The organism is Corynebacterium aurimucosum ATCC 700975, from assembly GCF_000022905.1.
Taxonomy (GTDB): domain Bacteria; phylum Actinomycetota; class Actinomycetes; order Mycobacteriales; family Mycobacteriaceae; genus Corynebacterium; species Corynebacterium aurimucosum_F.
Genome location: NC_012590.1, coordinates 949,890 through 975,420, shown reverse-complemented (window position 1 = coordinate 975,420; position 25,531 = coordinate 949,890). Strand labels below are relative to the sequence as shown.

The window sequence follows — 25,531 nt, the reverse complement described above, 5'->3', positions numbered from 1 at the left end:
CCGGCATGAAGCTCGCTACTCTCCGCACCAGTTTTGGAACCTGCGCTATCCGGATCGACGGCCCCAACGTGGGCACCGAGCTGGATTATGAGGACGTAGGAGAACTGCTCGCCAGCCCCGATTGGCACAAAGCTGCGCAGCTCTCCGGTGAGCCCGTGGTTTTTGAAGATTCCGACCTCGCCCCCGTCATCCCGAATCCAGGAAAGATCATCTGTGTTGGCGTTAACTATGCCAAGCATGCCCGGGAGATGGGGCGCGAACTTCCCACACAATCCACGCTCTTCATCAAATTTCCAGAAGCCCTGACAGGCCCCTTCGATGACGTCTATGTCCCGGACTATGCCACGAAGAAACTGGACTATGAAGGAGAGCTCGCCGTGGTCATGGGCCGCCGTGCGCACCGGGTGAGCGTGAAAGATGCGCTGGATTACGTGGCTGGCTACGCCATCATGAATGACTACACTTTGCGCGATTATCAGCGGGCCACCACGCAGTTCCACGCCGGTAAGTCCTTCTACCGCACCGCCGGCTTCGGGCCGTGGCTAACCACCGCAGATGAATGGGCCCCGGGCAAGGCAGCGCGGCTAGTCACGACCGTCGATGGTGAGGTCCGCCAGGACGATAACACCGATGACCTCATCTTCTCCGTCGCCGAGCTCATCGCGTTCTGCTCCTCCCTTTACCCTCTGAATCCGGGCGATGTTATTGCCACCGGAACCCCGGAAGGCGTGGGCTTCGCGCGCGGTGAGGACGCAATGCTTGGCGACGGTTGCGTGACCCGCATCAGCATCGATGGACTCGGGGCGATTGAGAACACCACGCGCTTCGGCGAACCTCCCGCTGCCGGGGGCTGCGGCGAAGACTGTACCTGTCACGGCCGTTAACATTCCGTCGTATCCAGGATCTTCAGCGAAAACTGACAGGCTTCGTTAGGGTGGGGCACCACACGTGCCCGACCGACCAAGAAGGATGAGCCCAAATGACTCTTCGCTCCCGCTTCACCGCCGCCGGCCTCGCACTATGCGCCAGCACCGCGCTGGTTGCGTGCTCTTCAGATAAAGAGGCCGACCCGCCCCGACGCCGACTCCCGCGTCTGTGGAAACCGTGACGGAAACAGCCGTTGCGACGGGCACGGATGCGGATGACGCTCAGCAGCCTGCAGACACGGCTGCTGTCGGAGACGCCGGAAATGCAGTGGATTCTGGGAAGCTCACCGGCGATGAAGCATTCGAGAAAGCTCTAGCCCATGCCGGCGTTGATGCCCAGGCCGTCACGGAGAAGGAAGTCGACTACGACGATGGTGACGACGGCAAGGGCCCGCACTGGGAGATTGAATTCAAGGCTAATGGCCAGGAACATGAACTCGGCGTCGACGCCGCCAGCGGCGCGGTGACGCAACACGAGGTTGACTAAATACCTCCCAATTCGCCCCACTTACCTAACCCCCGCGGTTAGGTATTCTCCCAGCTAAGCGGTAAATTTAGAGGTATGAGTTCACAGTCTAAGAAGTCTGCCACCAAGCCGCCGAAGCTAGATAAGCAAGCCTATGAGGACGAGCTCAAGCGCCTCCAAGCAGAGCTCGTCGAGATGCAGCAGTGGGTCGTTGAGACCGGCGCCCGCGTGGTCATCATCATGGAGGGCCGCGACGCCGCCGGCAAGGGTTCCGCCATCAAGCGCATTACGCAGTACCTCAACCCGCGTACCTGCCGCATCGAGGCGCTGCCGAAGCCCACCGACCGCGAGGCGGGCCAGTGGTATTTCCAGCGCTACATTGAGAAGCTGCCCACCGCCGGCGAGATCGTCATCTTCGACCGTTCCTGGTACAACCGCGCCGGCGTGGAGCGTGTCATGGGCTTCTGTTCCCAGCAAGAATACGTGCGCTTCCTTCACCAGGCTCCGTTGCTGGAGCACATGCTCATCGAAGATGGCATCATCCTGCTCAAGTACTGGTTCTCTGTCTCTGACGAGGAGCAGCTCGCACGCTTCAAGTCCCGTCGCAATGATCCGCTGCGCCGTTGGAAGCTCTCCCCCATGGACCTGCAGTCCATCACCCGCTGGGAAGACTACTCGCGTGCCAAGGATGAGATGTTCGTCCATACGGATACCCCGTCTTCCCCGTGGTACACGGTGGAGTCTGAAGATAAGAAGCGCTCACGCATCAACGTGATCAACCACATCCTCAAGACGGTTCCCTACCAGCACGTGGAGCAGGACGTACCTGAGATCCCGAACCGCCCCGAGCTCGAAGCTGAATACGTCCGCCCACCGCGCAACGACTTTGCCTACGTTCCGGATGTCGCTGCCGACTTGGAGCGTGCCAAGGTCAACGGCGACGGCTCCGGCAAGAAGCAGGGCAAGAAAAAGAAGTCCAAGAAGGACAAAAAGAAGAAGTAGTTCTTCCGCAGACTTCTCCTAAATTTCCGGCAGGCATAACCACCCCACTCGTTGCACACTGCCCTAACTGACGAAAGTAGCCCGGATTTTTCAATCCCAGCCTCTACTTTTGTCAGATCGGGCAGTTTCGCGTTTGAAGCATCCTGCCAAAGCAAGGTCACACGCCGAGCAGGAGCCTAAAACAGCGAAACACCGCCCACGCCATGCAGCGAGGGCGGTGTTAGGTTTCCTAGCGCTTAGAGCTCAGATACGTCAACGCGCTTCGGGTACACCACCGGGCGGGCGCCGGCGATGTCCTCAACGATGCGGATGACCTGGTTGGAGTAGCCGAACTCGTTGTCGTACCACACGTAGAGCACGAGGTGCTTGCCGGAGGAGATGGTGGCGAGACTATCGACCACACCAGCGTGGGTAGAGCCCACGAAGTCAGAGGACACAACCTCCGGGGAGGCGATGTAGGAGATCTGCTGGCGCAGGTCGGAGTGCAGGGAAACGTTGCGCAGGAAGTCATTGACCTCGTCGCGGTCAGCTTCCTTCTCCAGCTCGAGGTTGAGCACGGCCATGGAAACGTCCGGGGTGGGAACGCGGATGGCGTTACCGGTGAGCTTGCCTTCAAACTCCGGCAGGGCCTTGGACACGGCCTTGGCCGCACCGGTCTCCGTGAGCACCATGTTCAGGCCAGCTGCGCGGCCGCGACGGTCACCCTTGTGGAAGTTATCGATGAGGTTCTGGTCATTGGTGAAGGAGTGTGCGGTCTCGACGTGGCCGTGAACTACGCCGTAGCGGTCATTGATGACCTTGAGCACCGGGGTGATGCCGTTGGTGGTGCAGGATGCGGCGGAGAGGATCTGGTCGGAGTCCTCGATGTCGCCGTGGTTGATGCCGTAGACGATGTTCTTCAGGTCGCCCTTGCCCGGAGCGGTGAGCAGCACGCGAGCCACACCCTTGGACTGCAGGTGCTGGGACAGGCCCTCGCGGTCGCGCCACACACCGGTGTTATCAACGACGATGGCGTTGTCGATTCCGTACTTGGTGTAGTCAATGTCCGCCGGGTCGTTGGCGTAAATCATCTGGATCTTGGTGCCGTTGGCCCAGATGACCTCGTTCTCCTCGTCGACAGCGATGGTGCCGTTGAAGGCACCGTGGACGGAGTCGCGGCGCAGGAGGGAGGCGCGCTTGAAGATATCCATGTCGCCCTTCTTGCGCACGACGATGGCGCGCAGGCGCACGCCGCCGTAAGCAGCCTCGCGGGCAATGAGGATGCGGGCCAGCAGGCGGCCGATGCGGCCGAAGCCGTAGAGGACAACGTCGGTGGATTCCTTATCCACAGCAGCGCCGACGAGATCCACGAGGGTCTCCTCGAGGTAGTTGCGCAGGTTATCGGAGCCGGACTCCTCGAAGCCGGTGGCCAGACGGCCCAGGTCAATGGAGGCGGTGCCCAGGTTCATCGAGCACAGTTCCTTGAGAATAGGCAGGGTCTCTGCGGTGGAAAGCTCGCGCTCAGCAATGCGGCGGGCGTAGCGGTGCGCCTTGATGATGTCGATGTCGGTCACGCCGATGAGCAGGCGGCCGTAGATCGAGGTGACAACGTTGTTGTTGCGGTGCAGCTGGTGGATGAGCGGGATCATCTCTTGGGCCAGCTCCAGGCGCTCGTTCCAATCCTCGTGCCCAATGTGCGCGTTCGAAGTCACGTGCTTTGTATCCTTTACTCGTCAAAAAGGGTGTAAAACTCTGTCCATCCGTAAATATTAACCCTTATTCATGCCCGTTTGGGTGTAGTTGAGCGAGGATCTCCGCCACACTACCCCCGCGAAGTTTCATTACATCGACACCTACGAGGCAATAGTCCACGTCGGCGTCGAGCTGGGCACGGCGAGGTTTCAGCAGTGCGTTGAGATAGGGGTAGACCAAAGGCAGTTTCGGGTGTGCCCGTGTGTAGGCGGTCTCCAGCCCGCGGGCGTAGCGCCCGGAGAACGCGCGGGTGGACACGGTTTTCCCGCCGCGGCGCAGAAGTCCCCGGTTGTGTTCACTCGTCCCCGACTCCTCGGAGAGCAGGAAGGCAGAACCACAGCTGACTGCTTTTACCCCCGGCCAGGCCAGGGCCGTGGCAATGTCCTCCGCCGTGCGCAGTCCACCCGCGGCAATGAGCGGAAGGTCCGTGACCTGGTGGACCGCCGCGACGAGTTCTTCAAGCGGACGTTGGTCGGGTTCCGCACTCGGGTCCCACACGCCGCGGTGCCCGCCCGCTTCAGGGCCCTGCGCGCACAACACATCGACACCACGCGCGGTGGCAGCCTGCGCTTCCTCGGGGGTGGTGACCGTGGTCCACGCCTCTGCCCCAGCGGCATGGATGCGCGCGACTTCTTCCTCGCTAAAGACGCCGAACATCGACCAGAGCACCGCTGCCCCACCCTCCACCGCGGCCTCGAGCTTGTCCTGCCAGCCGAAGTTGAGGGAGACGTCGCCAAGCACAACGCCTTCTTCCGCAGCGAGGGACTGCGCAGCTGCGAGTTCCGTTTCGGTCAGCGCGCGCTGCGGGTGAAAGATATTGACCCCGAAGCGCGTGCCGGCACATGCAGCGATGGTCTCCCGCGCGACGTCGACGGAGCAGGTTCCCAGCCCCAGCGCGCTAAAGGAACCGGCGGCGTCGGCGGCGGCGACCAACTCAGGTGTGGTGGGCCCGCCCGCCATCGGGGCAGGTAGGACGGGGCAAGTGATAGTCTCAAGAAGTTGACTCATGGTTCCCCAGCCTAAAGAAAACCATCAAGGGAGTAGTTGTGTCTGCCATCCGTGACTTTTTCACCCGCCTCTTTGGCCGCGCCGACGAAGCACCGAATAGGAAAGCAAAGAAGGCCGCCACCCCCGGATTAAACCCGGCGGATTTAAGCGCCGAGTGGCTCATCGTGGGTTTGGGTAATCCCGGCGCGAAATACGCCGCGACCCGCCACAATGTGGGATACATGGCAGTGGATGATCTCCTCGCCAAATCTGGTGACATGCTCGAGCCTGTCACGGGGCACCAACTCAGCGCGGCGCAGCTCGAGCTTGGGGGCACGAAGGTCGTGGCGCTGCGCTCACATACGTACATGAATCTCTCTGGCGATCCCATTGCACCCTTGGCCGCGCAGCTAGGGGTTGCGGCAGAGAACATCATCGTCATCCACGATGAGCTTGACCTGCCCGCTGGCAAGGTACGCATTAAGAAAGGCGGCAACGAGAACGGCCACAACGGCCTGAAGTCGCTGAGCGAGCGCTTGGGCACGCGCGATTATCTGCGCGTGCGCATCGGTATCGGACGCCCGCCGAAGGGTGGTTCCATTCCAGACTGGGTGCTCGCGCCTGTCGACGCCAGCGCTGAGCTCGATTCCACCATCGCCACCGCCGCCGAGGCCGCACGCCTCATCGTGGCTGAGGGCCTCAACAAGGCCCAGCAGGAAATCCATTCCCGGTCGAAATAAACCCCGGCGCGCCCACGCTCAACGTCCTACACTGTCCAAGTATGAGCCGCACGAGCCACAGCCTGCCATCCGACCATGCCCCACGAACGGTCGTCATTACCGGCGCTTCTAGCGGCGTGGGCGCGGCCGCTGCCCGTATCCTTCACCAGCGCCGCCCGCAGGATTCGCTGGTTCTGGTAGGCCGCAATCCGGAGAAGACGCAGGCTGTGGCCGAGGAGATCGGCGCTGACTTTCATGTGGCCGATTATGAGTCTTTGGGCCAGGTGCGCCGGCTCGCCGAGGAGCTGAGCCAATACCCGCAGATCGATGCCTTGGGCAATAACGCCGGCGGCATGTTCGACGGCCCTTTTGCCACCGCCGATGGCTTCGAGCGCACGTGGCAGATCAACGTCGTGGCCCCGTTTCTGCTGACCTCCCTATTGCGCGATACGCTGCGGGCCAGCAACGCCACTGTGGTGCAGACCGCCTCGTTGGCCAACATGCTCTATTCCGCTTTCGATCCCGGTGACCCGAACACCTTTGAAAAGTTCAGCGCCGAGCGCGCCTATGGCAACGCCAAGTTGGGCGATATCCTGCTGACCCGCTACCTCGACTCCCACGGGCTGACCTCCGTGGCCTTTCACCCGGGCATATTAAATACTGGCTTCGGGCATAACTCAACGAGTAGGACGAGCAAGCTCTATTCGACCGCTGCGGCTCAATATGTCTTGGGCAAAGCGGACAAGGGCGGTGAGAACTTGGCCTACTTCCTCAGCGGCACCCCGGGCATCCATTTCAACTCCGGCGAGTACTACAACCAGAAGCGCAAGCCAGGCCTGCAGCGGCCGATTGCGAAGAAGCTCTCCGTGGCCCGGCGCATCTTTGATGATCTGGGCCGCCAGCTCAATGTGGAGTGGTAGGAGCCAGAGGCTAAACTAGCCCGCATGAGTATTGCCTCCGAAGCTTCCCGCCGCCGCACATTCGCCGTCATCGCCCACCCGGATGCTGGTAAGTCCACGCTGACGGAGGCGCTGGCGCTGCACGCGCACGTCATCAACGAAGCCGGCGCGGTGCACGGCAAGGGCAACCGCAAGTCCACGGTTTCTGACTGGATGGAGATGGAGAAGGAGCGCGGCATTTCCGTGGCCTCCTCCGCCCTGCAGTTCGAGTACGCGCCCGAGGGCCATGAGGGCGAGCCCTACATGATCAACCTGGTGGATACCCCGGGCCACGCGGACTTCTCGGAGGATACCTACCGCGTGCTCACGGCGGTGGATGCCGCCGTCATGCTTATCGACGCCGCCAAGGGCCTCGAGCCCCAAACCCTCAAGCTCTTCCGCGTGTGTAAGGCCCGTGGCCTGCCGATCATCACGGTGATCAACAAGTGGGACCGCGTAGGACGGGAACCGCTGGAGCTTGTCGATGAAATCATCAACGAAATCCAGCTACAGCCCACCCCGCTGTACTGGCCGGTGGGTATCGCCGGCGACTTCCGCGGTCTAGCCCACATTAATGATGATGGTGAAGCCGACGAGTACGTGCACTTCCTGCGCACCGCCGGTGGTTCCACCATCGCCCCGGAGGAGCACTACTCCCCCGACGAGGCCGCCGCGAAGGAAGAGGAAGCCTGGGAAACGGCCGTGGAAGAGGCAGAGCTGCTGGCCGCGGACGGCGCCCTTCATGACCAGGAGCTCTTTGAGCAGTGCGTGACCTCCCCGCTCATCTTCGCTTCCGCGATGCTGAACTTCGGCGTGCACCAGATTCTGGATACCCTGTGCGCCATCGCCCCGGCTCCGCGCTCCCGCGATTCGGATCCGCAGGCCATCGAGGCCGCTACCTCCGCCATCGATGAGGTCCGTGAGGTCACCGATGAGTTCTCGGGCGTCATCTTCAAGGTGCAGGCAGGCATGGACCGCAAGCACCGCGATAACTTGGCCTTCATGCGCGTGGTCTCCGGTGAGTTTGAGCGCGGCATGCAGGTCAACCATGCGCAGTCCGGTCGCAGCTTCTCCACCAAGTATGCGCTGACGGTCTTTGGCCGCACGCGTGACACCGTGGATTCGGCGTACCCGGGTGACATCGTCGGCTTGGTCAATGCCGGTTCCTTGGCTCCTGGTGACACGATTTACACCGGAAAGAAGGTGCAGTTCAAGCCCATGCCGCAGTTCGCACCGGAGTCCTTCCGCATCCTGCGCGCGAAGTCTTTGGGTGATTACAAGGCCTTCCGCAAGGGCTTGGATCAGCTGGCAGCGGAAGGCGTGGTCCAGATTCTGCGCAACGATACACGTGGCGATGCCGCCCCCGTCATGGCCGCGGTGGGCCCCATGCAGTTCGAGGTCATGCAAGCCCGCATGGAGGTCGAATACAACGTGGAAACCATCACCGAGCCCATCCCCTACTCGGTGGCGCGCCGCACCGACGCCGAGTCTGCGCCCGAGCTGGGCCGCCAGCGCGGCGTGGAGATCTTTACCCGCAGCGACGGCGAGCTCATCGCGCTCTTTGGCGATAAGTGGAAGCTGGCCTTCATTGAGAAGGAGCACCCGGAGCTCACCATCGAAACACTCGTGGCGGATTAACTATTCAGCCCCTTGTTGAGTGACCCACCCAACGGTACGATTAACACAAGTTTCGTACACCGTTAGGTAGGTCACCATGAGCTCTCCCCTCACCGGACTATCCGTCCTCTTCCTCGGCGGCATCGGACCCGGCCCCTTTGCCGCGATGATGCTTGCGGATATGGGGGCACAGGTCACCCGCGTGGTCCGCCCAGGAAACCCTCCCGCCGTGGTCCCGCACAGCATCCTCTACCGCGGACAAGAAGTTCTGGAGGTGGACCTTAAGGACCCGGTAGACGTCGACAAGCTGCGTCAGCGCCTCACCACCACGGACATCCTCATCGAGGGCTTCCGCCCCGGCGTGGCCGAGCGCTTAGCACTAGGTCCGGAAGAGGTACAAGAGATAAACCCGGCGCTGGTCTATGGGCGCATCACCGGCTGGGGCCAATCCGGCCCGCTCGCCCACACCGCCGGCCACGACATCAACTACATCGCGGTCTCCGGTGCTCTGCACCCCATCGCGGGCAGCGATGGTGCTCCCGTTCCGCCGGTCAACTTCCTCGGGGACTTTGGCGGCGGCTCGATGTACCTGGTGACAGGCCTACTAGCGGGCGTGCTGCAGGCGAAGAATACCGGTCGGGGCTGTGTGGTGGATGCCGCTATTGTTGATGGCGCTGCCAACCTCACCGCCATGCTGCATGCCTTCCGCGCCGAAGGCCAGTGGCAGGACCGCGGGACCAACCTTCTAGACGGAGGTGCCCCGTTTTATAGCGTGTACCGCACGGCTGATGATCAGTGGATGGCCGCCGGTGCCATTGAGCCGCAATTTTATGAACTCATGGTGGAAGGCTTAGGCCTCACAGAGGAACTGGGCCAATACGAGCAGAATGATCGCTCCGCCTGGCCAGCTATGAAGGAGATCATCGCGCGACGGTTTGCGGAGAAGACCCAAGCGGAGTGGATCGATATCTTCCGCGGCGGCGATGCCTGTGTCACCGAGGTTGTCTCCCCCGAGGATGTTTTGGAACACCCACACCTTACAGCGCGTAACACCTATGTTTCCGCCGAGGGGCACACGGAGCCGGGTCCGGCCCCGCGTTTCCTCTAGCTCAGGCCCGGGATCAGCACGTTGATGCCAAGCATCAACGCCAGCGTTGCCAGCGGAATAACGATGGTCACCACGGCAACATCCTTATAGGACAGGCGGTGCGTCATGCCGCACACAATCAACATGGTGAGTACCGCACCATTGTGCGGCATGGAATCGAAGGACACCGAGGCCATCGCGGTCACGCGGTGCATCAGCTCAAGACTAATACCCTGTTCCGTCGCTAGCTGGGCGAGCTGATCACCCAGGGTCTGCATCGTGATGGATAGACCACCCGAAGAGGAGCCGGTAATACCGGAAATGACGGCAGTAGACACCGTGGAGACCACCAATGCATTATCGGAGATGCCCATCATGTTGCTTTTGACCACGCTAAAGACTGCCAGTGCGGCAATCACCGCGCCATAGCCAACCTCCGAGGCCGTGGTCAGGCACGGCAGGATAGCGTTCTTAGCTCCATCGGAGAATTCCTTGACGGACTCGGCGGCCCGCTTGGGAAACATCGCCACGATGACGAACACCGCGCAGGCCAGAGCAACCGTCGGCGACCAGATTCCCAACAGCGCATCAAGGTTGGTCTCGCCGTATTTCTCTTCGCCCAGGTAAGACGTATCCAGCACTTTCGACACCCCGTAGACCATGGCGAAGTTCACCACGATGACAACAGCGATGGGAGCCAACCCCAGCAGCCCCTGTACCTGGACGGAGGGCTCAGTTTCTGTCCGAGCGTGAGTCGACACGCGGCCGCCGGAGTTGGTATCGAAAGATTCTCCGCCGATTTCTACGCTGGTTTCTTCCCCACTATCACCGATTCCCTCGGGCGTTTCTATGACCTTCCCGTCGGCATCGAGCGGCTCGAAGGTCTCCCCTCCCGCGCGCAGGGTGCGTACGCGGTACTCCAGCCAGGCGGTTCCGGCCGCCAGCATGATGGCGGAAGAGATGAGGCCGAAGAGCGGTGCCGCGTAGACGTTAGTGCCGAAGTAACTCGTGGGGATGGCATTGTGGATCTGCGGCGAGCCGGGAAGCCCGGCCAGCGCGAAGGTGATGGTTCCCAAGGCAATCGCTCCGGGCATGAGCCGCTTGGGGATCCCAGACTCCTTGAACAGTGCCGTCGCGATGGGCACGATGGTAAAAGCCACAACCCAGGCGGACACACCGCCATAGGTGAGCAAGGCTGTGGCGACGACCGTCGAGAACATCGCCCGCTTAGGCCCGAATAGCGCGGTGATACCGCGGGCTAGGTACCGAGCGAGCCCCGTGGAGGTCATGAGGAAGCCGAAGATAGCGCCGAAAAGGAAGAGCGGGAAATACTTGGTCACAAAGTTTCCAGCCGCCGGCATGAAGATCTGGGTATAGGTGGCCAGGATCGGTTCTCCGGAGAAGATCACCGCGATGAGCGCCGCGAAGGGGGCGACAACCACCACGGAGTGTCCGCGATAAGCCATTAGAACGAGGAAAATCAGGGAGAGAACCACCCCGATGAATGAGATAACCATCGTTTCTACCTCACAGTCTTGGTCATCTGAGGCAAGAGGGCGAATCGCCCTTCCTGCGCGTGGGGCGCCGGTACCATGTCCCCTATGGAGGAGAAAGTAGCTTCGACGCGGGAGAGGATTCTTGAATGCTCGCGCGAGCTTTTCAGTGAGCGGTCCTTCTCACAGGTGTCGATGAAGGACATCGCGGAAGAAGCCGATGTATCTGTCGCGCTGATTGTCAAGCACTTCCACAACAAGGAAGGGCTCTTTGAGGCCACGGTGGATTTCACCGCCTCCTCGGCGGCGCTCTTTGCCGGTTCTTTCAGTGAATTGGGGCGCACCGCGGTGGTGGAAACCCTTACCGCTCCGCATAACGCCCCCTACTCCATGGCCCGGACTATTTCGGTGGCGAGCGGCGATTATCAGACTCTCGGAGCCATTGGTAAGAGAATTAAATCCGATTTGTTGGATGTCCTGGCCTCCCGGATTCGTAAAGAGTCCGGGAGCCAGTACCCGTCGCCGGAGCTGCGGGCCCAGTCGGCACTCGCGCTGCTCATGGGGCTGTCGTTCATGCGGCGTTTCGGCGATACTGAGTTCGCGGCCTTTTCTACCGAGGAACTCATCGAGTATTATGCCCCATTGCTCCAGGGCATCCTCGACGGAGACCAGGCGTTTAAGACGCTTCCTTGGAACGAACCTCGGTGATGATGGCGGAGAAATCGAGTCCGCCGTGGCCTTCGTCCACGAAGGAGGCGTACTGCTCCTCCGCAACCCGGCCCAGGACGGTGTCGGTCTTGGTGTCTTCCGCCGCGGCCATGGCCAGCTTGAGGTCCTTGAGCATGAGGGCGGCGGCAAAGCCCGGCTTGAAGTCGTTATTCGCCGGTGAGCTCGGCACGATATCCGGGACCGGGGCGTTGACGGACAGCGACCAGGAATTGCCGGTTGCGTTGGAGACAACATCGTAGAAGGCTTGGTGGTCCAACCCCAGGCGCTCGCCGAGGACGAGGGCCTCCGCCAGGACGATTTGTTGGACCGCGAGGATCATGTTGTTGCAGGCCTTGACCGCCTGGCCGTTGCCGATGTCACCACAGTGCGTCACGGACTTACCCATGATGTCGAGCAACGGCTTGACCTTCGCAAAGTCTTCGGCCGTGCCGCCGACCATGAAGGCGAGTGTTCCTGCGGCTGCACCTGCGATGCCGCCGGATACCGGCGCATCCAGGAAGGCGGAGCCAGCCTTGCTCACGGTGTCTGCGAGCTCACGGGCTTCCGCGACCGCGATGGTGGAGAAATCAACATAGGTCTTTGGATCTTCGTGTGCTGCGAGGACCGACTCGAGGACCTGCTTAACCAGTCCGCCATTGGGCAAGCTGGTGAAGACTACCTCGGCGCCCTGCGCGGCTTCCTCAGCGGTGTCGATGATGGTGATGCCCTGCTCGGCGGCGCGATCCCGTGCTTCCTCCACGACGTCGAAGCCGCGGACCTCGTGCCCGGCCTTCGCCAGGTTGGCGGCCATGGGGCCGCCCATGTTGCCCAATCCGATAAACGCGATAGTCGTCATTGTGTTCTCTCCTTACATGACCGGCATTGTGAACTGGGGACCTGCGGAGTCGTCGCTGGGCCAACGCGAGGTGACGGTCTTGGTCTTGGTGTAGAAGCGGAAGGAATCCGGACCGTGCTGGTTGAGGTCGCCGAAACCAGAGGCCTTCCAGCCGCCGAAGGTGTGGTAGGCAATCGGCACCGGAATCGGAACGTTGACGCCCACCATGCCGACCTGGACGTTCTTGCAGAAGTCGCGGGCCGCGCCACCGTTCTGGGTGAAGATGGCCACGCCGTTGCCGTAGACGTGGTCGTTCGGATAAGACACGGCCTCTTCCAGGGTCTCAGCGCGGACCATGACCAGCACCGGTCCGAAGATTTCCTCGCTGTAGACGGACATGTCGGCGGTGACGTTGTCGAAGAAGCTCGGGCCGGAGTAGAAGCCGTCCGCGAGGGAATCCTCGTTGAAGGTCTTGTCGGACATGTCCAACTCGCGGCCGTCGGCAAGCAGCGTGGCACCCGCCTCCACGCCCTCGGCGATGAGCCGGTGGACGCGGTCGCGCGCCTCGGCGGTGACCAGGGGGCCGTAGTCGGCCTCCGGGTCGAGGCAGTGGCCGACCTTCAGCTCCGGGATCTTCGCCAGGATGGCATCGCGGAGACGGTCTGCCGTGTCCTGCCCCACGGGAACCACCACGGACAGGGCCATGCAGCGCTCACCGGCGGAGCCGAAAGCCGCGCCCACGATGGCATCGGCGGTGGCGTCAATGTCGGCGTCGGGAAGCACAATAGCGTGGTTCTTTGCACCACCGAAGCACTGGGCGCGCTTGCCGGTCGCCGCGCAACGCTCGTAGATGTACTGCGCAATCGGCGTGGAGCCCACGAAGCCCACGGCCTTGATCGTGTCGGAATCCAGGATGGCATCGACGGCTTCCTTGCCGCCGTGCACAACGTTGAGAACACCGGCGGGGCCGCCGGCCTCAATGAAGAGCTCCGCCAGGCGAACCGGCACGGAGGGGTCACGCTCGGAGGGCTTGAGCACGAAGGCATTGCCCGCCGCCAGGGCCGGGCCGGCCTTCCACAGTGGAATCATGGCCGGGAAGTTGAACGGGGTAATACCGGCAACCACGCCGAGCGGCTGGCGCAGCGAGTAGGTATCGATGCCGGTGCCGACCTCCGAGGAGTACTCGCCCTTGAGCTGGTGCGGGGCGCCGAGCGCAAACTCCAGCACGTCGACGCCGCGCAGGACATCGCCCTTGGCATCCGGGAAGGTCTTGCCGTGCTCCAGGGAGAGCTGCGTGGCCAGCTCATCCATGTTCTCGTGGATGAGACGGATCCACTCCATGATGATGCGAACGCGCTTTTGCGGGTTCAGCGCCGCCCAACCTGGCTGCGCCTTCGCGGATTCCGCGATGACGCTGTCCACATCGGCCTTGTTCGCAAGAGCGACGGCGGCCTGCTCCTTGCCGGTTGAAGGGTTCAGGACGGGCTGCGTGTTGCCCGACGTCCCCTCGAAAGTTTCTCCGTTGACGTAGTGATAAACAGTGCGCATGGCGCGTCTCCTTCCTGGAACCTCCGGCTCCCTCTATGGCTTGGGTCACACACTAACCCCAGTCCGGAGTCACACGCCATGAAAAATGAGAGTTAAAACACTGTTCACCCCCTGGCGTGAACTGAAATACATGCTGTGTCCTGCACTTTCCTCCTGGGCTTCCCTTGGAATCCGTGGGGTGAATGCCATTCACCTACCCTGAGCTCGGGTAAGGCCGGGCTAAGGTAATGACATGGACCACACGGAGCAGCCCGCGACCACCACGCCTTTTGGCCCCGGACCAACGAGCTGGGAAGCCGATGTCATCCTCAACGATGGCGATATCGCCACCCTGCGCCCCATCACGCCGGCCGACCGCGACGCCATCCGCGCCTTCTACGACCGCGTCTCGGATCAATCGAAGTACCTGCGCTTCTTCGGCACGCACCCCACGCTCACCGACGATGACCTGGACCGGTGGTTGCACACAGACGGCTACGACAAGGTCACGCTCGTCATGGTGGAGCGCGGCAATATCGTGGCGGTGGCCGGATACTCCATCGTCGAGCAGTTCCTGCCTGCGCGCGTGGGCGATGTCTCCTTCCTTGTTCAGGATTCCCACCACGGAAAAGGCGTGGCTAATATCCTCCTTGAGCACCTCGCGGAGATTGGGCGCGAAGGAAAAGTGGAGCGCTTCTTCGCGGAAATGCTCACACAAAACCGCAGGATGGTGCAGGTCTTCGTGCGGGCAGGCTATTCTGCGAAGCCGGAGCTTGAGGATGGCTTCATTAGGGTGGATTTCCACATCGCGCCGAATGAGAATTCCCGCGATGTCATGGAGCGCCGCGAGCTGCGCGCCGAAGCCAACTCGATTCACCGTTTGCTCAACCCGAGCTCCGTGGCGGTGGTAGGTACGCTCTCCAGCCAGCAGCTGGCCAGCGCCGGCTTCACTGGGTCACTGCGCAACCTGCACAGCGTCGATGAGCTCTATGACCTTGCTGAACCAGTCGATCTCGTCGTCATCGAGTTTCAGGGACGCGGCGGCGCCGACGTCATGCAGGCCGCTGCCGCCGCGGGTGCCAAGGGCGTTGTGGTCATCTCCCGCAGCCAGAACCCTAACCTCTCGCGCGAGGAGGCCCGCGACATCGTGCTCGCGGCCAGGGACTACGGCCTGCGCGCCCTCGGCCCCGCAGCTCTAGGCCTCATCAACACCGATGAGTCGGTGCGCCTCAACGCAAGCCCCGCGCCCATGCCGCGCGCAGGGCAGGTAGGGCTCTTTACCCAGTCGGCGGGCGTGGCCACCCTGGCACTCTCCCACGCGCTACAACTCGGCTGCGGGTTAAGCAACTTCATCGCTGCTGGTTCCTTCGCCGATGTCACCGGCAATGACGTCATGCAGTTCTGGAGCCAGGATGAGAACACACGCATCTGCCTGCTGTCCCTCGACTCGATTGGTAACCCGCGCAAGTTCTTCCGAATTCTGCGACGCCTGGCCCTGGACAAGCACGTTGTGGTGTTTCTTCCCTCGCGCGCGCTGAAGTCCGCCCGACACTACGCGGTCGAAGATTTGTCTGCGGCCAGCCCGGCCGCGCTGGATGAGATCATCCGCTACACCGGGGCCATGGTGGTCACCCGCCGCGATGCCATGCTCGACATCGCCCAGCTCCTCGCGCGCCAACCAGTGCCGCAGGGGCGCCGTATCGCCGTCATATCGAATTCCTCCGGCCTCACCGCGCAGATGGAGCAGGCGGCCTGGCGCTTCGGGCTTCGCCCGCACGCTCTCACCGTCGTCGACGACCCTGCCCCCGCTATCACGGAACAGGCCCGGCGCGCGCTGGAGGATCCGGATATTGACATGGTGCTGTGCGCTGTCGTGGAGGTCGGCGAGTTCATTCTCAAGGATGCGCATTCCAGCTTATCCCAGCTGGCTTCCACAACGACGGATACCCCGCTCATCGCCAGTTTTGTTGGCTTCGACGTTCCCGATTTTCGCACCGCGCCAGGCCCCGAAGAACCCCGACAGCTACCGGTGTTTGGCACCTATGCCGACGCCATCGAAGCGTTGGCGACCATCATCGATAACGAACGTCGCCGCACCCTCGCCCGCCCCAACCCTGCCGATGAATTCGCCACCAGCACCGGCTTAGCCGAAGCACGCAAAGTCGTGGCGGAGATACTTGTAGATTCTCCCACCGGGAGGTGGGCGACCGACGAGGAATGCGCGCGAATCCTGGGGGCCTATGGCATCGACATTGTTCCGTGGAATCCGGTGAACACCCTTGAGGAGGCCATTGCAGCCGGCCACGAGTATGGCTGGAACGTCGTACTCAAGTGCACCTCGCAGATGGTGCGGGGCCGCTCGGAGCTGCCTACTGTCGTGCGCGATATCCATGATGAGGAATCCATGGCGCGGGCGTGGACCACCATCACCCAACTCACGTGCGATCTCCACTTGGGCGAAGACCCGGCAATCTTGATACCGGTGGTGCAGCGCATGGTCACGGCGGGCGCCTCACTTACCCTCCGGGCCATCGAAGATCCCGTCGTGGGCCCGATGATTTCTGCGGGATTCTCCGGGCTGCCCTCGGACCTATTGGGGGACGTCGAGTGGCGCGTGCCCCCGCTGCGCCGGACGGATGCCCTGGACATGCTCAGCTGTTTGAAGGCCTCTCCCCTGTTGGCCGGCTACCGCGGTACCAAGGCCGCTAAGTTACACCGTGTCGAGGAGGTGATGATGCAGCTGACCCAACTCAAGGACGATATTGCCGCTCTTGTTGACATCGAGCTCTCCCCGGTTATCGCCGGGGTGAAACAGACTGATGTGGTGGGGGCTCGCATGCGCATCGCCCCGCTGGGTGATGTCCGCGATCCTCTCGCGAGGTCCCTGTCATGAGCCAGTCGAAGCCGCTGCTTTTTGCCTCGGAGGAGATGTACCGTTACTCGCTGGGCCCGCAGCATCCGATGGGGCCGGACCGCGTCGCCGCGGCGATGTCGCTGGCGCAACACTTCAGTGTGCTGGAGGAGTTCGATATCGAGTGCCCCACCCCACTGAACACCTCGCACTTGCAGCTCGTGCACAGCCCCGACTACATCGCTGCCACCCGCGCCGAGGTGCCGTCCAAACGGTTTGGGCTGGGCACTGAGGACAACCCGATTAGCCATGGCTTGTCGACGGTCGCCGCGCGCATCGCCGGCGGCACCCTTGCGGCCGTGCGCGCTGTATGGGAGGGCCGCGCGCCACGGGCCGTTAATCTTTCCGGCGGGCTGCACCATGCTTTTGCCGATTCCATGTCGGGATTCTGCATGTATAACGACGCCGCCATTGCGATCCAGTGGCTACTGGCCAATGGCGCCCAACGCGTGGTTTACCTGGACTTGGACGCCCACCATGGCGACGGCGTGGAGAAAATTTTTTGGGATGATCCCAACGTGCTGACCATCTCGGTCCATGAGTCGGGGCTCTATCTCTTCCCCGGCACAGGCTATGCGCACGAGATTGGTGGGCAAGGCGCGGAAGGCACCGCCGTCAACGTGGCCCTGCCCCGTGGGGTCACGGATGAGGAATGGCTGCAGGTCGTCCACGCGATCGTCCCGCCGCTGCTCAAGAAATTCCGCCCCGATTTCATCATTTCCCAGCACGGCGCGGATCCGCACCGTTCGGATCCCCTCGCGGACCTGGAACTCACCATCGATGCGATGGCGCGCGCCTACCGCTCGGTGGCGGTGTGGGCACAGCAATTTGCGGGCGGACGATGGGTGGCCCTCGGTGGCGGCGGCTATCGAGTCGATGCCGTCGCCCGCGCCTGGACGCAGGTACTTGCCGCGGCCGCCGGTGTGGAGCTCGCCGCCTCCTCCCGGATGCCGGACGGCTGGGAGGGCTCCCCCACGCTGGGCGATGAAGGCGCATGCGCCGCCATCGGGGACTTCGACCCCACCAAGGTCATGGCGGAAAAGCCCCACGCGGCGCTAGTACAGACCACGCGCGCCATCTTCCCCTACTGGGGCTTGCCCGCTTATGGCTAGGCCCCGCGCATGCAGGGCGCACGTGCGGGGCAGCATTAGTGAGTACGCGGTGCGAACCCTTAGCGCGGCGGCATACGCAGTGCGCCATCCAGGCGAATCGTCTCGCCATTGATATAGGGGTTCTCCGCGATAGACAAGGCCAGGGCAGCAAACTCCTCTGGCTTTGCCAGCCTGGCGGGGAAAGGCACGGTGGCTTCGAGCTGCTCACGGAACTCCGGGGTGATTTGCTCCATCATCGGGGTGGCCACCACGCCCGGCGCGATGGCATTGACACGGATGCCCAGTGACGCCAGGTCCCGGGCCCCGGTAATCGACAGGGCGGCCACCGCGCCTTTTGACGCCGCATAGGCTGCCTGCCCTACCTGCCCTTCAAAGGCCGCGACGGAGGCAGTGTTGATGATGACGCCGCGCTGGCCGTCCTCATCGAGTGGTTCTGCCTGGGCCATCGCCTCGGCGGCCGCGGTCATGACGTGGAAGGTACCCATGAGGTTGACGTTTATGGTCTTAGAAAACAGCTCCGGATCGTGCGGGCCTTTGCGTCCGAAGATGCGCGCCGAGGGGCAGATTCCGGCGCAGTTTACCGCTACACGCAGCGGCGCTGAAGATGCCGCGGCGAGGACAGCCTCCCGCACGGCAGCGGCATCGGTGACGTCGACTGCCGTGTAGTCGATGCCACTGTGCTGTTCCTCCGGAACGGACAAGTCGAGCACGGTGACCGTGGCTCCGTGCTCTGCGAGTGCCGCGGCCGTGGCCGCTCCAAGGCCGGATGCACCGCCGGTCACGACGGCAGAGGCTTCGTGTAGGTTCATGGTTTCTCCTTTGATCACAGCGGGGCGTGGGATGTGTAGTGCTGCAAATGTGTGGACAGTGATTACGAGGGCGGAGCTGCTTAAACGAAGGCGGATACGCCAGTAACCGCACGGCCGACGATGAGCGAGTTGATGTCGTAGGTTCCCTCATAGGTGAAGAGAATCTCGGCATCATCCATCATCTTCGACAGGTCATACTCTGTGAGAATGCCGTTTCCACCGCCGATGTTGCGGCCCGCGGCTGCAGATTCGCGCGCCAGGCGCGTGGTCGTTGCCTTCGCCAGGGCGGCAAACGGCATTTCCAGCTTGCCCTGTTCCTGGACCTCCGCCAGCTGGGCCATCATGGCGAGTGAGGCAGTGGCGTTGCCAAGGATGCGGGAGAGCTGCTCCTGCACCAGCTGAAACTTCGCAATGGGCCGGCCAAACTGCTCGCGCTTGACCGCGTACTCGCGGGCCTTATCGAAGATGCCGAGCTGCAGCCCAGCTCCCTGCCAGCCCACCCAGGCGCGGGAATAGCACAGGAAGTCGTTGACGTTGGCGAAGGATTCGGCGCCAGGGATGAGGTTCTCGTGTGGGATGAGGACGTTGTCGAAGTTAAGGTCCGCATTCTGCATGATGCGCAGACCCATTTTGCGCGAGATCTTGCTGCGCGTAACACCGTCACGGTCGAGCTCAACGATGAATGCCTTAATCTCATCATCCGCCGTATCGCGGGCGAAGGTGATGGCGAAATCAGCAAAAGTACCGGCGCCAATCCAGCGCTTCGCGCCGTTGATAACCCAGCCCTCGGCGGTGCGCTCCGCCGTTGTGGCAAGACCGCCGGCGATATCGGAGCCGTGGTCCGGCTCGGTCAGCGCGAAGCAGCCCACCTTGGTGAACTGACGCAGGCCTGCCAACCAGGTGTCCTTCTGCTCTGGGGAGCCTAGCTTGTCAATGAGCCCCAGGACGAGCTCATTGTGGATGCCCACCAACGCCGAGAGCGATACGTCTGCGCGGGTGACTTCCGCGTACACCAGCCCACGGTAGAGCCGTGAGGTGTTGGTGAGCTCGATTTCACCCAAGCCCATCTCCGCCATCCGGGGAAGCAGGTCGAAAGGCAGCTCTTCGCGGTCCCAGTATTCGCCCACGACCGGGCGAATCTCCGTCTGCAGAAACTCGTGGATCTCCGCCAGGCGTGCCTGCTCTTCGGGGACTAGGCGGTCAGCGACGGCGAAGATATCGGCGTGGGGGTACTTGATCTTCTCCAAGTGTTTCCCGCTGGGATGCTGTGGGCCAAGGATCGGCGGCATAGTTTTCTACCTTTCTAGCTGGATCTTGTCGCGACTACATGGATTCATTTGAGGCCATAGACGGTCTTGTAGGTCAGGAAATCAATGGGGCACTTCACATTGAATGGGTACGATTATACATATTTCCGTACTCCCCACACTGTGTTCTATGATCAGTTTTCACAACACAGGACCCCCAGCCCGCCCCAAAAGAGCCCCTCAAGGCCGGAATCGACACAGACGGAGAGACACATGACCCAGCCACTCACACCACGGCAGCGAGAGCTCTTTAACGCCCTTTTGCAGGACTTCCTGGCCGAGGGCTTCGAGTCCTTCACCATCGATGGCGCAACCAAGCGCTACCAATGCTCCAAGTCCACCATCTATGCGCTGGGCCCATCGAGGGATGCCATCATTCGGCGTGTACTAGTCAGTTTCTTTAAGGAAATTGCACGCCGCACCGCGGTCACCAAGGCACCCACATACGCCCAAGCGCTTGAGAAATACTTCTCCTCCATGACCATCGCCCTAGAGCCCGCCAGCCCGGAGTTTATGCGCGATCTTGCCTCCGAACCCGCCGCCCAGGAGGTATTCAGCCTCAACACACGCAGGGCTACCGAAACCATCCATGAGCTGCTCAGCCACGGCGTTGCAGCCGGCGAGTTCACAGCGGAGTACACGGATTTTGTCTCCCGCCTAATCCAGCGCTCCATGACCGACATCCAGCAGGGCTTCTACTCGGACACCTTAGCTCCAGCCGAGGCCTACCACACGCTTGGCCAGCTCATCCTTCATGGAATTTCACGGCGCTAGCCTGCGACTTTCACACAGGCTACCCACATCCTCTAGAAATTACTTCGAACTCAAAGTAAAGTAGGCTGCGACCCACGTCACATTGACGCATGGTCTGGGACGCGGACCATAGGCAATGTAGCGTCCTTCCCCCCCACATGAGCACAAGCTAGAGGAGAACCAATGACCACGGTGACCGAACAATTCCAAGCAGCCCGCGATCTGCTGGTTTCTTATCAGACCGATTATGAAGCAGCCTGCAGCAACTTCGAGTGGCCGCGCTTCGAGCACTTCAACTTCGCCCTCGATTGGTTCGATCACCTCGCCACCGCGGAGGATTCCAAGGACCGCGAGGCGCTCGTCATTTGTGAAACCGACGGCAGCAGCACGCGCCGCACCTTCGCCGAGATGTCCGCTCGCTCAGCACAGCTAGCCAACTGGCTGGAAGCACAAGGCGTTCAGCGCGGTGACCGCGTCATGCTCATGCTCAATAATCAGGTGGAACTGTGGGAGTGCATGCTGGCCTGTATCAAGGCGGGCTTCGTGCTCAACCCGGCAACCGCCATGCTGGGTGCGGCAGATCTGCAAGACCGGACCGACCGCGCCAACATTTCCTGGGTTGTGGCCAATGCCGAGGATGCCGTGAAGTTCCAGGACGTCACCGGTGATTTCACGGTTATCCAGGTTGGTGATGAACCAGAAGCGCAGTCGGCGCACCCGACCCTGCGCTACTCAGATTCTTTCACGGGTTCTGAGGTCTACACGCCGAAGCAGGAAACCAAGGCAGATGAAACCCTCCTGCTCTACTTCACCTCCGGTACCACGTCGAAGGCGAAGCTCGTCGAGCACACCCATACCTCCTACCCGGTGGGGCACCTCACCACGATGTACTGGATCGGCCTGGCGCCTGGCGACGTCCACCTCAACGTCGCCGCCCCCGGCTGGGCCAAGCACGCGTGGTCAAACTTCTTTGCCCCCTGGATCGCCGGGGCCACTATCTTCCTGTACAACTATGCGCGCTTCGACGCTGCTGCGCTCATGGACAAGATGGAGGAAGAAGGTGTCACCAGCTTCTGCGCCCCGCCGACAGTGTGGCGCATGCTCGTCCAGGCGGACCTGGGTCGCATGAAGACCCCGCCGAAGAAGCTCGTCGCGGCGGGCGAACCGCTGAACCCTGAGCTCATCAGCACCATCAGCAAGGCCTGGCACACTGATGTTCGCGATGGCTTCGGGCAGACGGAAACCACCCTGCAGATCGCCAACACCCCGGAGCAAAAGGTCAAGCCTGGTTCTATGGGCCGCCCGCTGCCGGGTTGGGAAGTCGTGCTCAAGGATCCCGCTACGGATGAGATTGGGGATACCGGTGAAATCTGTTTGAAGATTGATCCCCGCCCAGTCGGCCTGACGGTGGGTTACTTCAACGATCCCGACAAGAATGCGGAGGTCTTCCGCGATGGTTACTACCACACGGGTGATACGGCGGAACGCGATGAAGACGGATACATCTTCTACATTGGCCGTGCCGATGATGTCTTCAAGGCTTCCGACTACCGCCTGTCCCCCTTTGAGCTCGAGTCCGTCGTCATCGAGCACCCGGCCGTCGCCGAAGTAGCGGTGGTTCCTTCCCCGGATCCCATTCGCCTTGCCGTGCCGAAGGCCTACGTGGCTTTGGCGAATGGCTACGAGCCAAACGCGGAGACGGCCGAAGCCATCCTCAAGCACTGCCGTGATGGCTTGGCGCCGTATAAGCGTATCCGCCGCCTCGAGTTCTACGAGCTGCCAAAGACGGTCTCTGGCAAGATTCGCCGCGTCGATCTGCGCAAGCGCGAAACCGAGATCCACTCAGCTGATGGCGGTGAGACGACAGCTTCGACGGAGTTTGCTGATTCCGACTTTCCGTCGCTGAAGGGCTAGCACCACCCGCCTTTCGATGATGCAGGCTCCAGCTTCCGGCTGGGGCCTTTGTTTCTCTTATCCGGGTTCTCGGAACAGTGAAGCTGTCGCTTATAGTTGTCTCACACGCTACAAGGAGGTCTTTTCCGGCTCATGGATATCATTGCTGAAGCACGCCGCCAGTGGGCTCAGCGCTATTCCGCGCACTCCGCGCGTGGCCTGGCCACGGTCTCCTCCTTCGAGCGCGCCGCCCATATTTTGAGAAACGGTGCCGAGGAGGCTCTCGCTCCCTTTGGGGTGAGCTATAGCCAATTTGAGGTCCTCGCCGTGCTCATGTGGTCACGCGCAGGAAGCATGCCGATGTCGAAGATCAGTTCTCGCCTACAACTCCCGCCGGCATCACTGACCCACACGGTGCGCAAGTTGGAAAAGGACGGACTGATCACGCGGGTAAGCGACCCTAAAGATAAGCGCTCGACCTTGGTGATGGTCACCGACCAAGGCATCGTGCTGGCTTCCGCGGCGGGACCGGCACTTGATCGCTATTTCGAGTCCATTGCACTGCCCGCACGCGAACAAGATCGCGTTATCGCTGCCGCCAACCGTATTCGCCGCGCCGCCGGCGAGGACGTCGAGTCCCCAGAGGCTCAGTAGAGCGACGGAACTGCCCTATCTGCAAAACCTGCGCTCCCGCCCTGCCCGATTCACGGGCTTCAACTTTGGCAACTAGGGCAGTTTTTGTCTGAGAACTAATCCCCCTCAGAGCTACTTCGCAGAGCGAAGGAGCTTAAGCATGCTTGAAGTCTGGGTCACGCTTCTCCACGAAGGCTGCCATTCCTTCCTTTTGGTCGTGGGATGAGAAGAGTGCGTGGAAGGTGCGGCGCTCAAACTGGATGCCCTGGGACAGCGAGAGCTCATCCACGGCATTGACTTGTTCCTTGATCTGGGACGTTGCGACGAAGGACTTCGAGGCGATGAGCTGCGCGGTTTCTAGCGCGGAATCGAGGAGCTCGTCGGCGGGAACCACGCGGGCCACGAGACCAGAGCGCTCTGCTTCCTCCGCTGCCATCATGCGGCCGGTCAGGCACATCTCCATTGCCTTGGCCTTTCCGATGGCACGGGTTAGGCGCTGGGAGCCGCCCATGCCCGGGGTAACGCCGAGGTTGACCTCGGGCTGGCCAAACTTGGCCTTGTCACCGGCGATAATGAAGTCACACATCATGGCTAGCTCGCAACCGCCGCCAAGCGCGTAGCCGTTGACCGCCGCGATAATGGGCGTGCGAGCGCGCGTGAGGACGTCCCAGCCGGCGAACCAGTCCGCGGTGTACATCTCCGTCGCCGTCTTCGAAGACATCTCCTTGATATCTGCGCCGGCGGCAAAGGCCTTGTCGGAACCGGTAATAACGATTGCGCCTACTTCTCCATCGGCGTCGAATTCCTGGACCGCGTGCGTGACCTCAAGCATGGTGTCGTTGTTCAGCGCGTTGAGTGCTTCCGGACGGTTAAGGGTGATGAGTGCGACGCGGCCGCGCTTTTCAGTAAGAATTGCCATGGAACTAGTGTCCTTTCTGTGATTTCGGGTAGTGCTATATCTGGCTCGTGAGCAGGGGGTGGCTGTGCCTAGTTTTCGGAGGTATCGAATGTGGGAGCTTCCACATTGCCTTCGCTGTGTTCGAGAATAGACGCCACGACGTCCGGTGGGACGGCGCCGATGGACTCGTATTCCCAGGAAGGGTTACGGTCCTTATCAACGATCTGCGCGCGGATACCCTCGACGAATTCCTTGTGCTTTTGCATGTTCACGGACATCCAGAATTCTTGCGTCAAGGTTTCTGCGAAGCTCATCGACGCATTGCGGTTCAGGGATTCTTCGGTAACGCGGATTCCCAGTGGGGAGTTAAGGCTCATCCGCTTGGTAGCCTTCGCGGCCCAGTGGCCTTCACCCCCGGCGGCTGCGCGCTCCTGTAGCCGGGCCAAGGTTTCCTCGGCAGTCTCCGCGGCATAGACCTCAACCATTTCGGCGCGATCCTCCCCGAAGCCGGGTCCCACCTCTTCGGAAAACTTCTCGATGTCTGCCGGTTCCCCCGACTCCACCAGCTGCTCTACCAACGCGTCGAGCTTGTCCTTGGGCACGAAGTAATCCGCAAAACCGGTATCGATCGCCTCCGCGGCGCCCACGTGGATCGCGGTATAGGCCAGGTGGCGGCCAAGGCGATCTGCAGCTCGGGACAGCAGGTAGGAACCGCCGGCATCGGGCGAATACCCAATTCCTACTTCCGGCATGCCGATGCGTGAATCCTCACTCACGATGCGGTGCGAGGCGTGCGCCGACACGCCGATTCCACCGCCCAGCACGATGCCTTCCATGAGCGCCACGTAAGGCTTGGAATAGGTGGAGATCAGATAGTTCAGCTCGTATTCCGTCTTCCAGAAATGGGCGCCTGCGGTTCCGCCTTCCAGGGCATCGTGGTACAAGGCTGCGACGTCACCGCCCGCGCATAGCCCGCGTTCGCCAGCGCCGCGGAGAATAACGAGCTTGACGCGGTCATCATCCTGCCACTCCTGAAGCACCGCCGTCATCTCATCAATCATCGTCTGGTTCAGCGCGTTAATGGCCTTGGGCCGATTGAGCGTGAGCACGCCGGCGTGTCCACGAACTTCGCTAATAATCTCATTCGTCATCTTCTTCTCCTATTTTTCTACTCATCTA

Annotated in this window: 22 protein-coding genes; 13 read left to right on the top strand and 9 right to left on the bottom strand. The window is 61.8% G+C overall.

The annotated features are described in order from the left end of the window. Positions 1-5 precede the first annotated feature (5 nt). The 3 genes from CAURI_RS04690 (at position 6) to ppk2 (ending at position 2,394) form a co-directional block, all read left to right on the top strand. Positions 6-884, top strand: a complete 879-nt coding sequence (locus CAURI_RS04690) for a fumarylacetoacetate hydrolase family protein (protein ID WP_010187473.1) — start codon at positions 6-8, stop codon at positions 882-884. A 220-nt stretch (positions 885-1,104) separates the two neighbouring features. After that, on the top strand, positions 1,105-1,413 hold the full coding sequence (locus tag CAURI_RS04685) for a PepSY domain-containing protein (RefSeq protein WP_010187475.1): 309 nt from the start codon (positions 1,105-1,107) through the stop codon (positions 1,411-1,413). Positions 1,414-1,488: 75 nt separating this feature from the next. Next, positions 1,489-2,394 carry a polyphosphate kinase 2 gene (gene ppk2, locus CAURI_RS04680; protein ID WP_010187477.1) on the top strand — a complete coding sequence of 302 codons (906 nt, stop codon included), beginning with the start codon at positions 1,489-1,491 and terminating at the stop codon, positions 2,392-2,394. A gap of 236 nt (positions 2,395-2,630) precedes the next feature. On the opposite strand, the gene CAURI_RS04675 is transcribed toward ppk2, so the two are convergent. Both CAURI_RS04675 and CAURI_RS04670 read right to left on the bottom strand, forming a co-directional pair. After that, positions 2,631-4,085: a glyceraldehyde-3-phosphate dehydrogenase gene (locus CAURI_RS04675; protein ID WP_010187479.1), complete on the bottom strand. Its 1,455-nt coding sequence runs from the start codon at positions 4,083-4,085 to the stop codon at positions 2,631-2,633. Between the two features lie 64 nt (positions 4,086-4,149). After that, complete coding sequence (locus CAURI_RS04670; RefSeq protein ID WP_012714957.1) at positions 4,150-5,133, bottom strand: NAD(P)H-dependent flavin oxidoreductase; 984 nt, start codon at positions 5,131-5,133, stop codon at positions 4,150-4,152. Positions 5,134-5,171: 38 nt separating this feature from the next. Here CAURI_RS04670 and pth point away from each other — a divergent pair, with 38 nt between their 5' ends. From pth to CAURI_RS04650, 4 genes are all read left to right on the top strand, one after another. Further along, positions 5,172-5,852, top strand: a complete 681-nt coding sequence (gene pth, locus CAURI_RS04665) for an aminoacyl-tRNA hydrolase (RefSeq protein WP_010187482.1) — start codon at positions 5,172-5,174, stop codon at positions 5,850-5,852. 41 nt (positions 5,853-5,893) lie between these two features. Continuing rightward, positions 5,894-6,751 carry an SDR family NAD(P)-dependent oxidoreductase gene (locus CAURI_RS04660; protein ID WP_010187485.1) on the top strand — a complete coding sequence of 286 codons (858 nt, stop codon included), beginning with the start codon at positions 5,894-5,896 and terminating at the stop codon, positions 6,749-6,751. Positions 6,752-6,775: 24 nt separating this feature from the next. Beyond that, positions 6,776-8,407: a peptide chain release factor 3 gene (locus tag CAURI_RS04655; RefSeq protein WP_010187487.1), complete on the top strand. Its 1,632-nt coding sequence runs from the start codon at positions 6,776-6,778 to the stop codon at positions 8,405-8,407. A 76-nt stretch (positions 8,408-8,483) separates the two neighbouring features. Continuing rightward, a complete protein-coding gene (locus CAURI_RS04650; RefSeq protein ID WP_010187489.1) occupies positions 8,484-9,494 on the top strand; it encodes a CaiB/BaiF CoA transferase family protein in 1,011 nt (336 codons plus the stop codon). Here CAURI_RS04650 and CAURI_RS04645 read toward each other — a convergent pair. Beyond that, positions 9,491-10,990, bottom strand: a complete 1,500-nt coding sequence (locus CAURI_RS04645) for a GntP family permease (protein WP_010187491.1) — start codon at positions 10,988-10,990, stop codon at positions 9,491-9,493. The genes CAURI_RS04650 and CAURI_RS04645 overlap by 4 nt on opposite strands. Positions 10,991-11,065: 75 nt before the next feature. Between CAURI_RS04645 and CAURI_RS04640 the strand changes: the two genes are divergently transcribed. Further along, the gene (locus tag CAURI_RS04640; protein WP_010187493.1) at positions 11,066-11,674 is read left to right on the top strand and encodes a TetR/AcrR family transcriptional regulator; all 609 of its coding nucleotides are present in this window, start codon (positions 11,066-11,068) and stop codon (positions 11,672-11,674) included. Here CAURI_RS04640 and mmsB read toward each other — a convergent pair. Continuing rightward, on the bottom strand, positions 11,643-12,530 hold the full coding sequence (mmsB, locus tag CAURI_RS04635; RefSeq protein WP_010187495.1) for a 3-hydroxyisobutyrate dehydrogenase: 888 nt from the start codon (positions 12,528-12,530) through the stop codon (positions 11,643-11,645). The two genes, CAURI_RS04640 and mmsB, sit on opposite strands and share 32 nt — an antisense overlap. A gap of 12 nt (positions 12,531-12,542) precedes the next feature. Continuing rightward, on the bottom strand, positions 12,543-14,057 hold the full coding sequence (locus CAURI_RS04630) for a CoA-acylating methylmalonate-semialdehyde dehydrogenase (RefSeq protein WP_010187497.1): 1,515 nt from the start codon (positions 14,055-14,057) through the stop codon (positions 12,543-12,545). 232 nt (positions 14,058-14,289) lie between these two features. On the opposite strand from CAURI_RS04630, the gene CAURI_RS04625 reads away from it, so the two are divergent. Both CAURI_RS04625 and CAURI_RS04620 read left to right on the top strand, forming a co-directional pair. Continuing rightward, the gene (locus tag CAURI_RS04625; protein WP_010187498.1) at positions 14,290-16,929 is read left to right on the top strand and encodes a GNAT family N-acetyltransferase; all 2,640 of its coding nucleotides are present in this window, start codon (positions 14,290-14,292) and stop codon (positions 16,927-16,929) included. Then, positions 16,926-18,059 carry an acetoin utilization protein AcuC gene (locus tag CAURI_RS04620; protein WP_010187500.1) on the top strand — a complete coding sequence of 378 codons (1,134 nt, stop codon included), beginning with the start codon at positions 16,926-16,928 and terminating at the stop codon, positions 18,057-18,059. The genes CAURI_RS04625 and CAURI_RS04620 overlap by 4 nt, the downstream gene beginning before the upstream one ends. Before the next feature lie 59 nt (positions 18,060-18,118). On the opposite strand, the gene CAURI_RS04615 is transcribed toward CAURI_RS04620, so the two are convergent. Further along, positions 18,119-18,868: an SDR family NAD(P)-dependent oxidoreductase gene (locus CAURI_RS04615; protein ID WP_010187503.1), complete on the bottom strand. Its 750-nt coding sequence runs from the start codon at positions 18,866-18,868 to the stop codon at positions 18,119-18,121. A gap of 80 nt (positions 18,869-18,948) precedes the next feature. After that, complete coding sequence (locus tag CAURI_RS04610) at positions 18,949-20,157, bottom strand: acyl-CoA dehydrogenase family protein (protein ID WP_010187505.1); 1,209 nt, start codon at positions 20,155-20,157, stop codon at positions 18,949-18,951. 231 nt (positions 20,158-20,388) lie between these two features. Between CAURI_RS04610 and CAURI_RS04605 the strand changes: the two genes are divergently transcribed. From CAURI_RS04605 to CAURI_RS04595, 3 genes are all read left to right on the top strand, one after another. After that, positions 20,389-20,949 (top strand): TetR/AcrR family transcriptional regulator, encoded by a 561-nt coding sequence (locus tag CAURI_RS04605; protein WP_010187507.1) that lies wholly within the window; start codon positions 20,389-20,391, stop codon positions 20,947-20,949. A gap of 162 nt (positions 20,950-21,111) precedes the next feature. Then, entirely contained in the window at positions 21,112-22,842 is a 1,731-nt protein-coding gene (locus tag CAURI_RS04600; protein WP_010187510.1) for an AMP-binding protein, read from the top strand. A 132-nt stretch (positions 22,843-22,974) separates the two neighbouring features. Continuing rightward, the gene (locus CAURI_RS04595) at positions 22,975-23,475 is read left to right on the top strand and encodes a MarR family winged helix-turn-helix transcriptional regulator (RefSeq protein WP_010187512.1); all 501 of its coding nucleotides are present in this window, start codon (positions 22,975-22,977) and stop codon (positions 23,473-23,475) included. Positions 23,476-23,608: 133 nt separating this feature from the next. On the opposite strand, the gene CAURI_RS04590 is transcribed toward CAURI_RS04595, so the two are convergent. Further along, complete coding sequence (locus tag CAURI_RS04590) at positions 23,609-24,373, bottom strand: enoyl-CoA hydratase (RefSeq protein WP_010187514.1); 765 nt, start codon at positions 24,371-24,373, stop codon at positions 23,609-23,611. Positions 24,374-24,441: 68 nt separating this feature from the next. Continuing rightward, positions 24,442-25,503, bottom strand: coding sequence for an enoyl-CoA hydratase/isomerase family protein (locus CAURI_RS04585; RefSeq protein ID WP_010187516.1), 1,062 nt, complete (start codon positions 25,501-25,503; stop codon positions 24,442-24,444). Positions 25,504-25,531 lie beyond the last annotated feature (28 nt).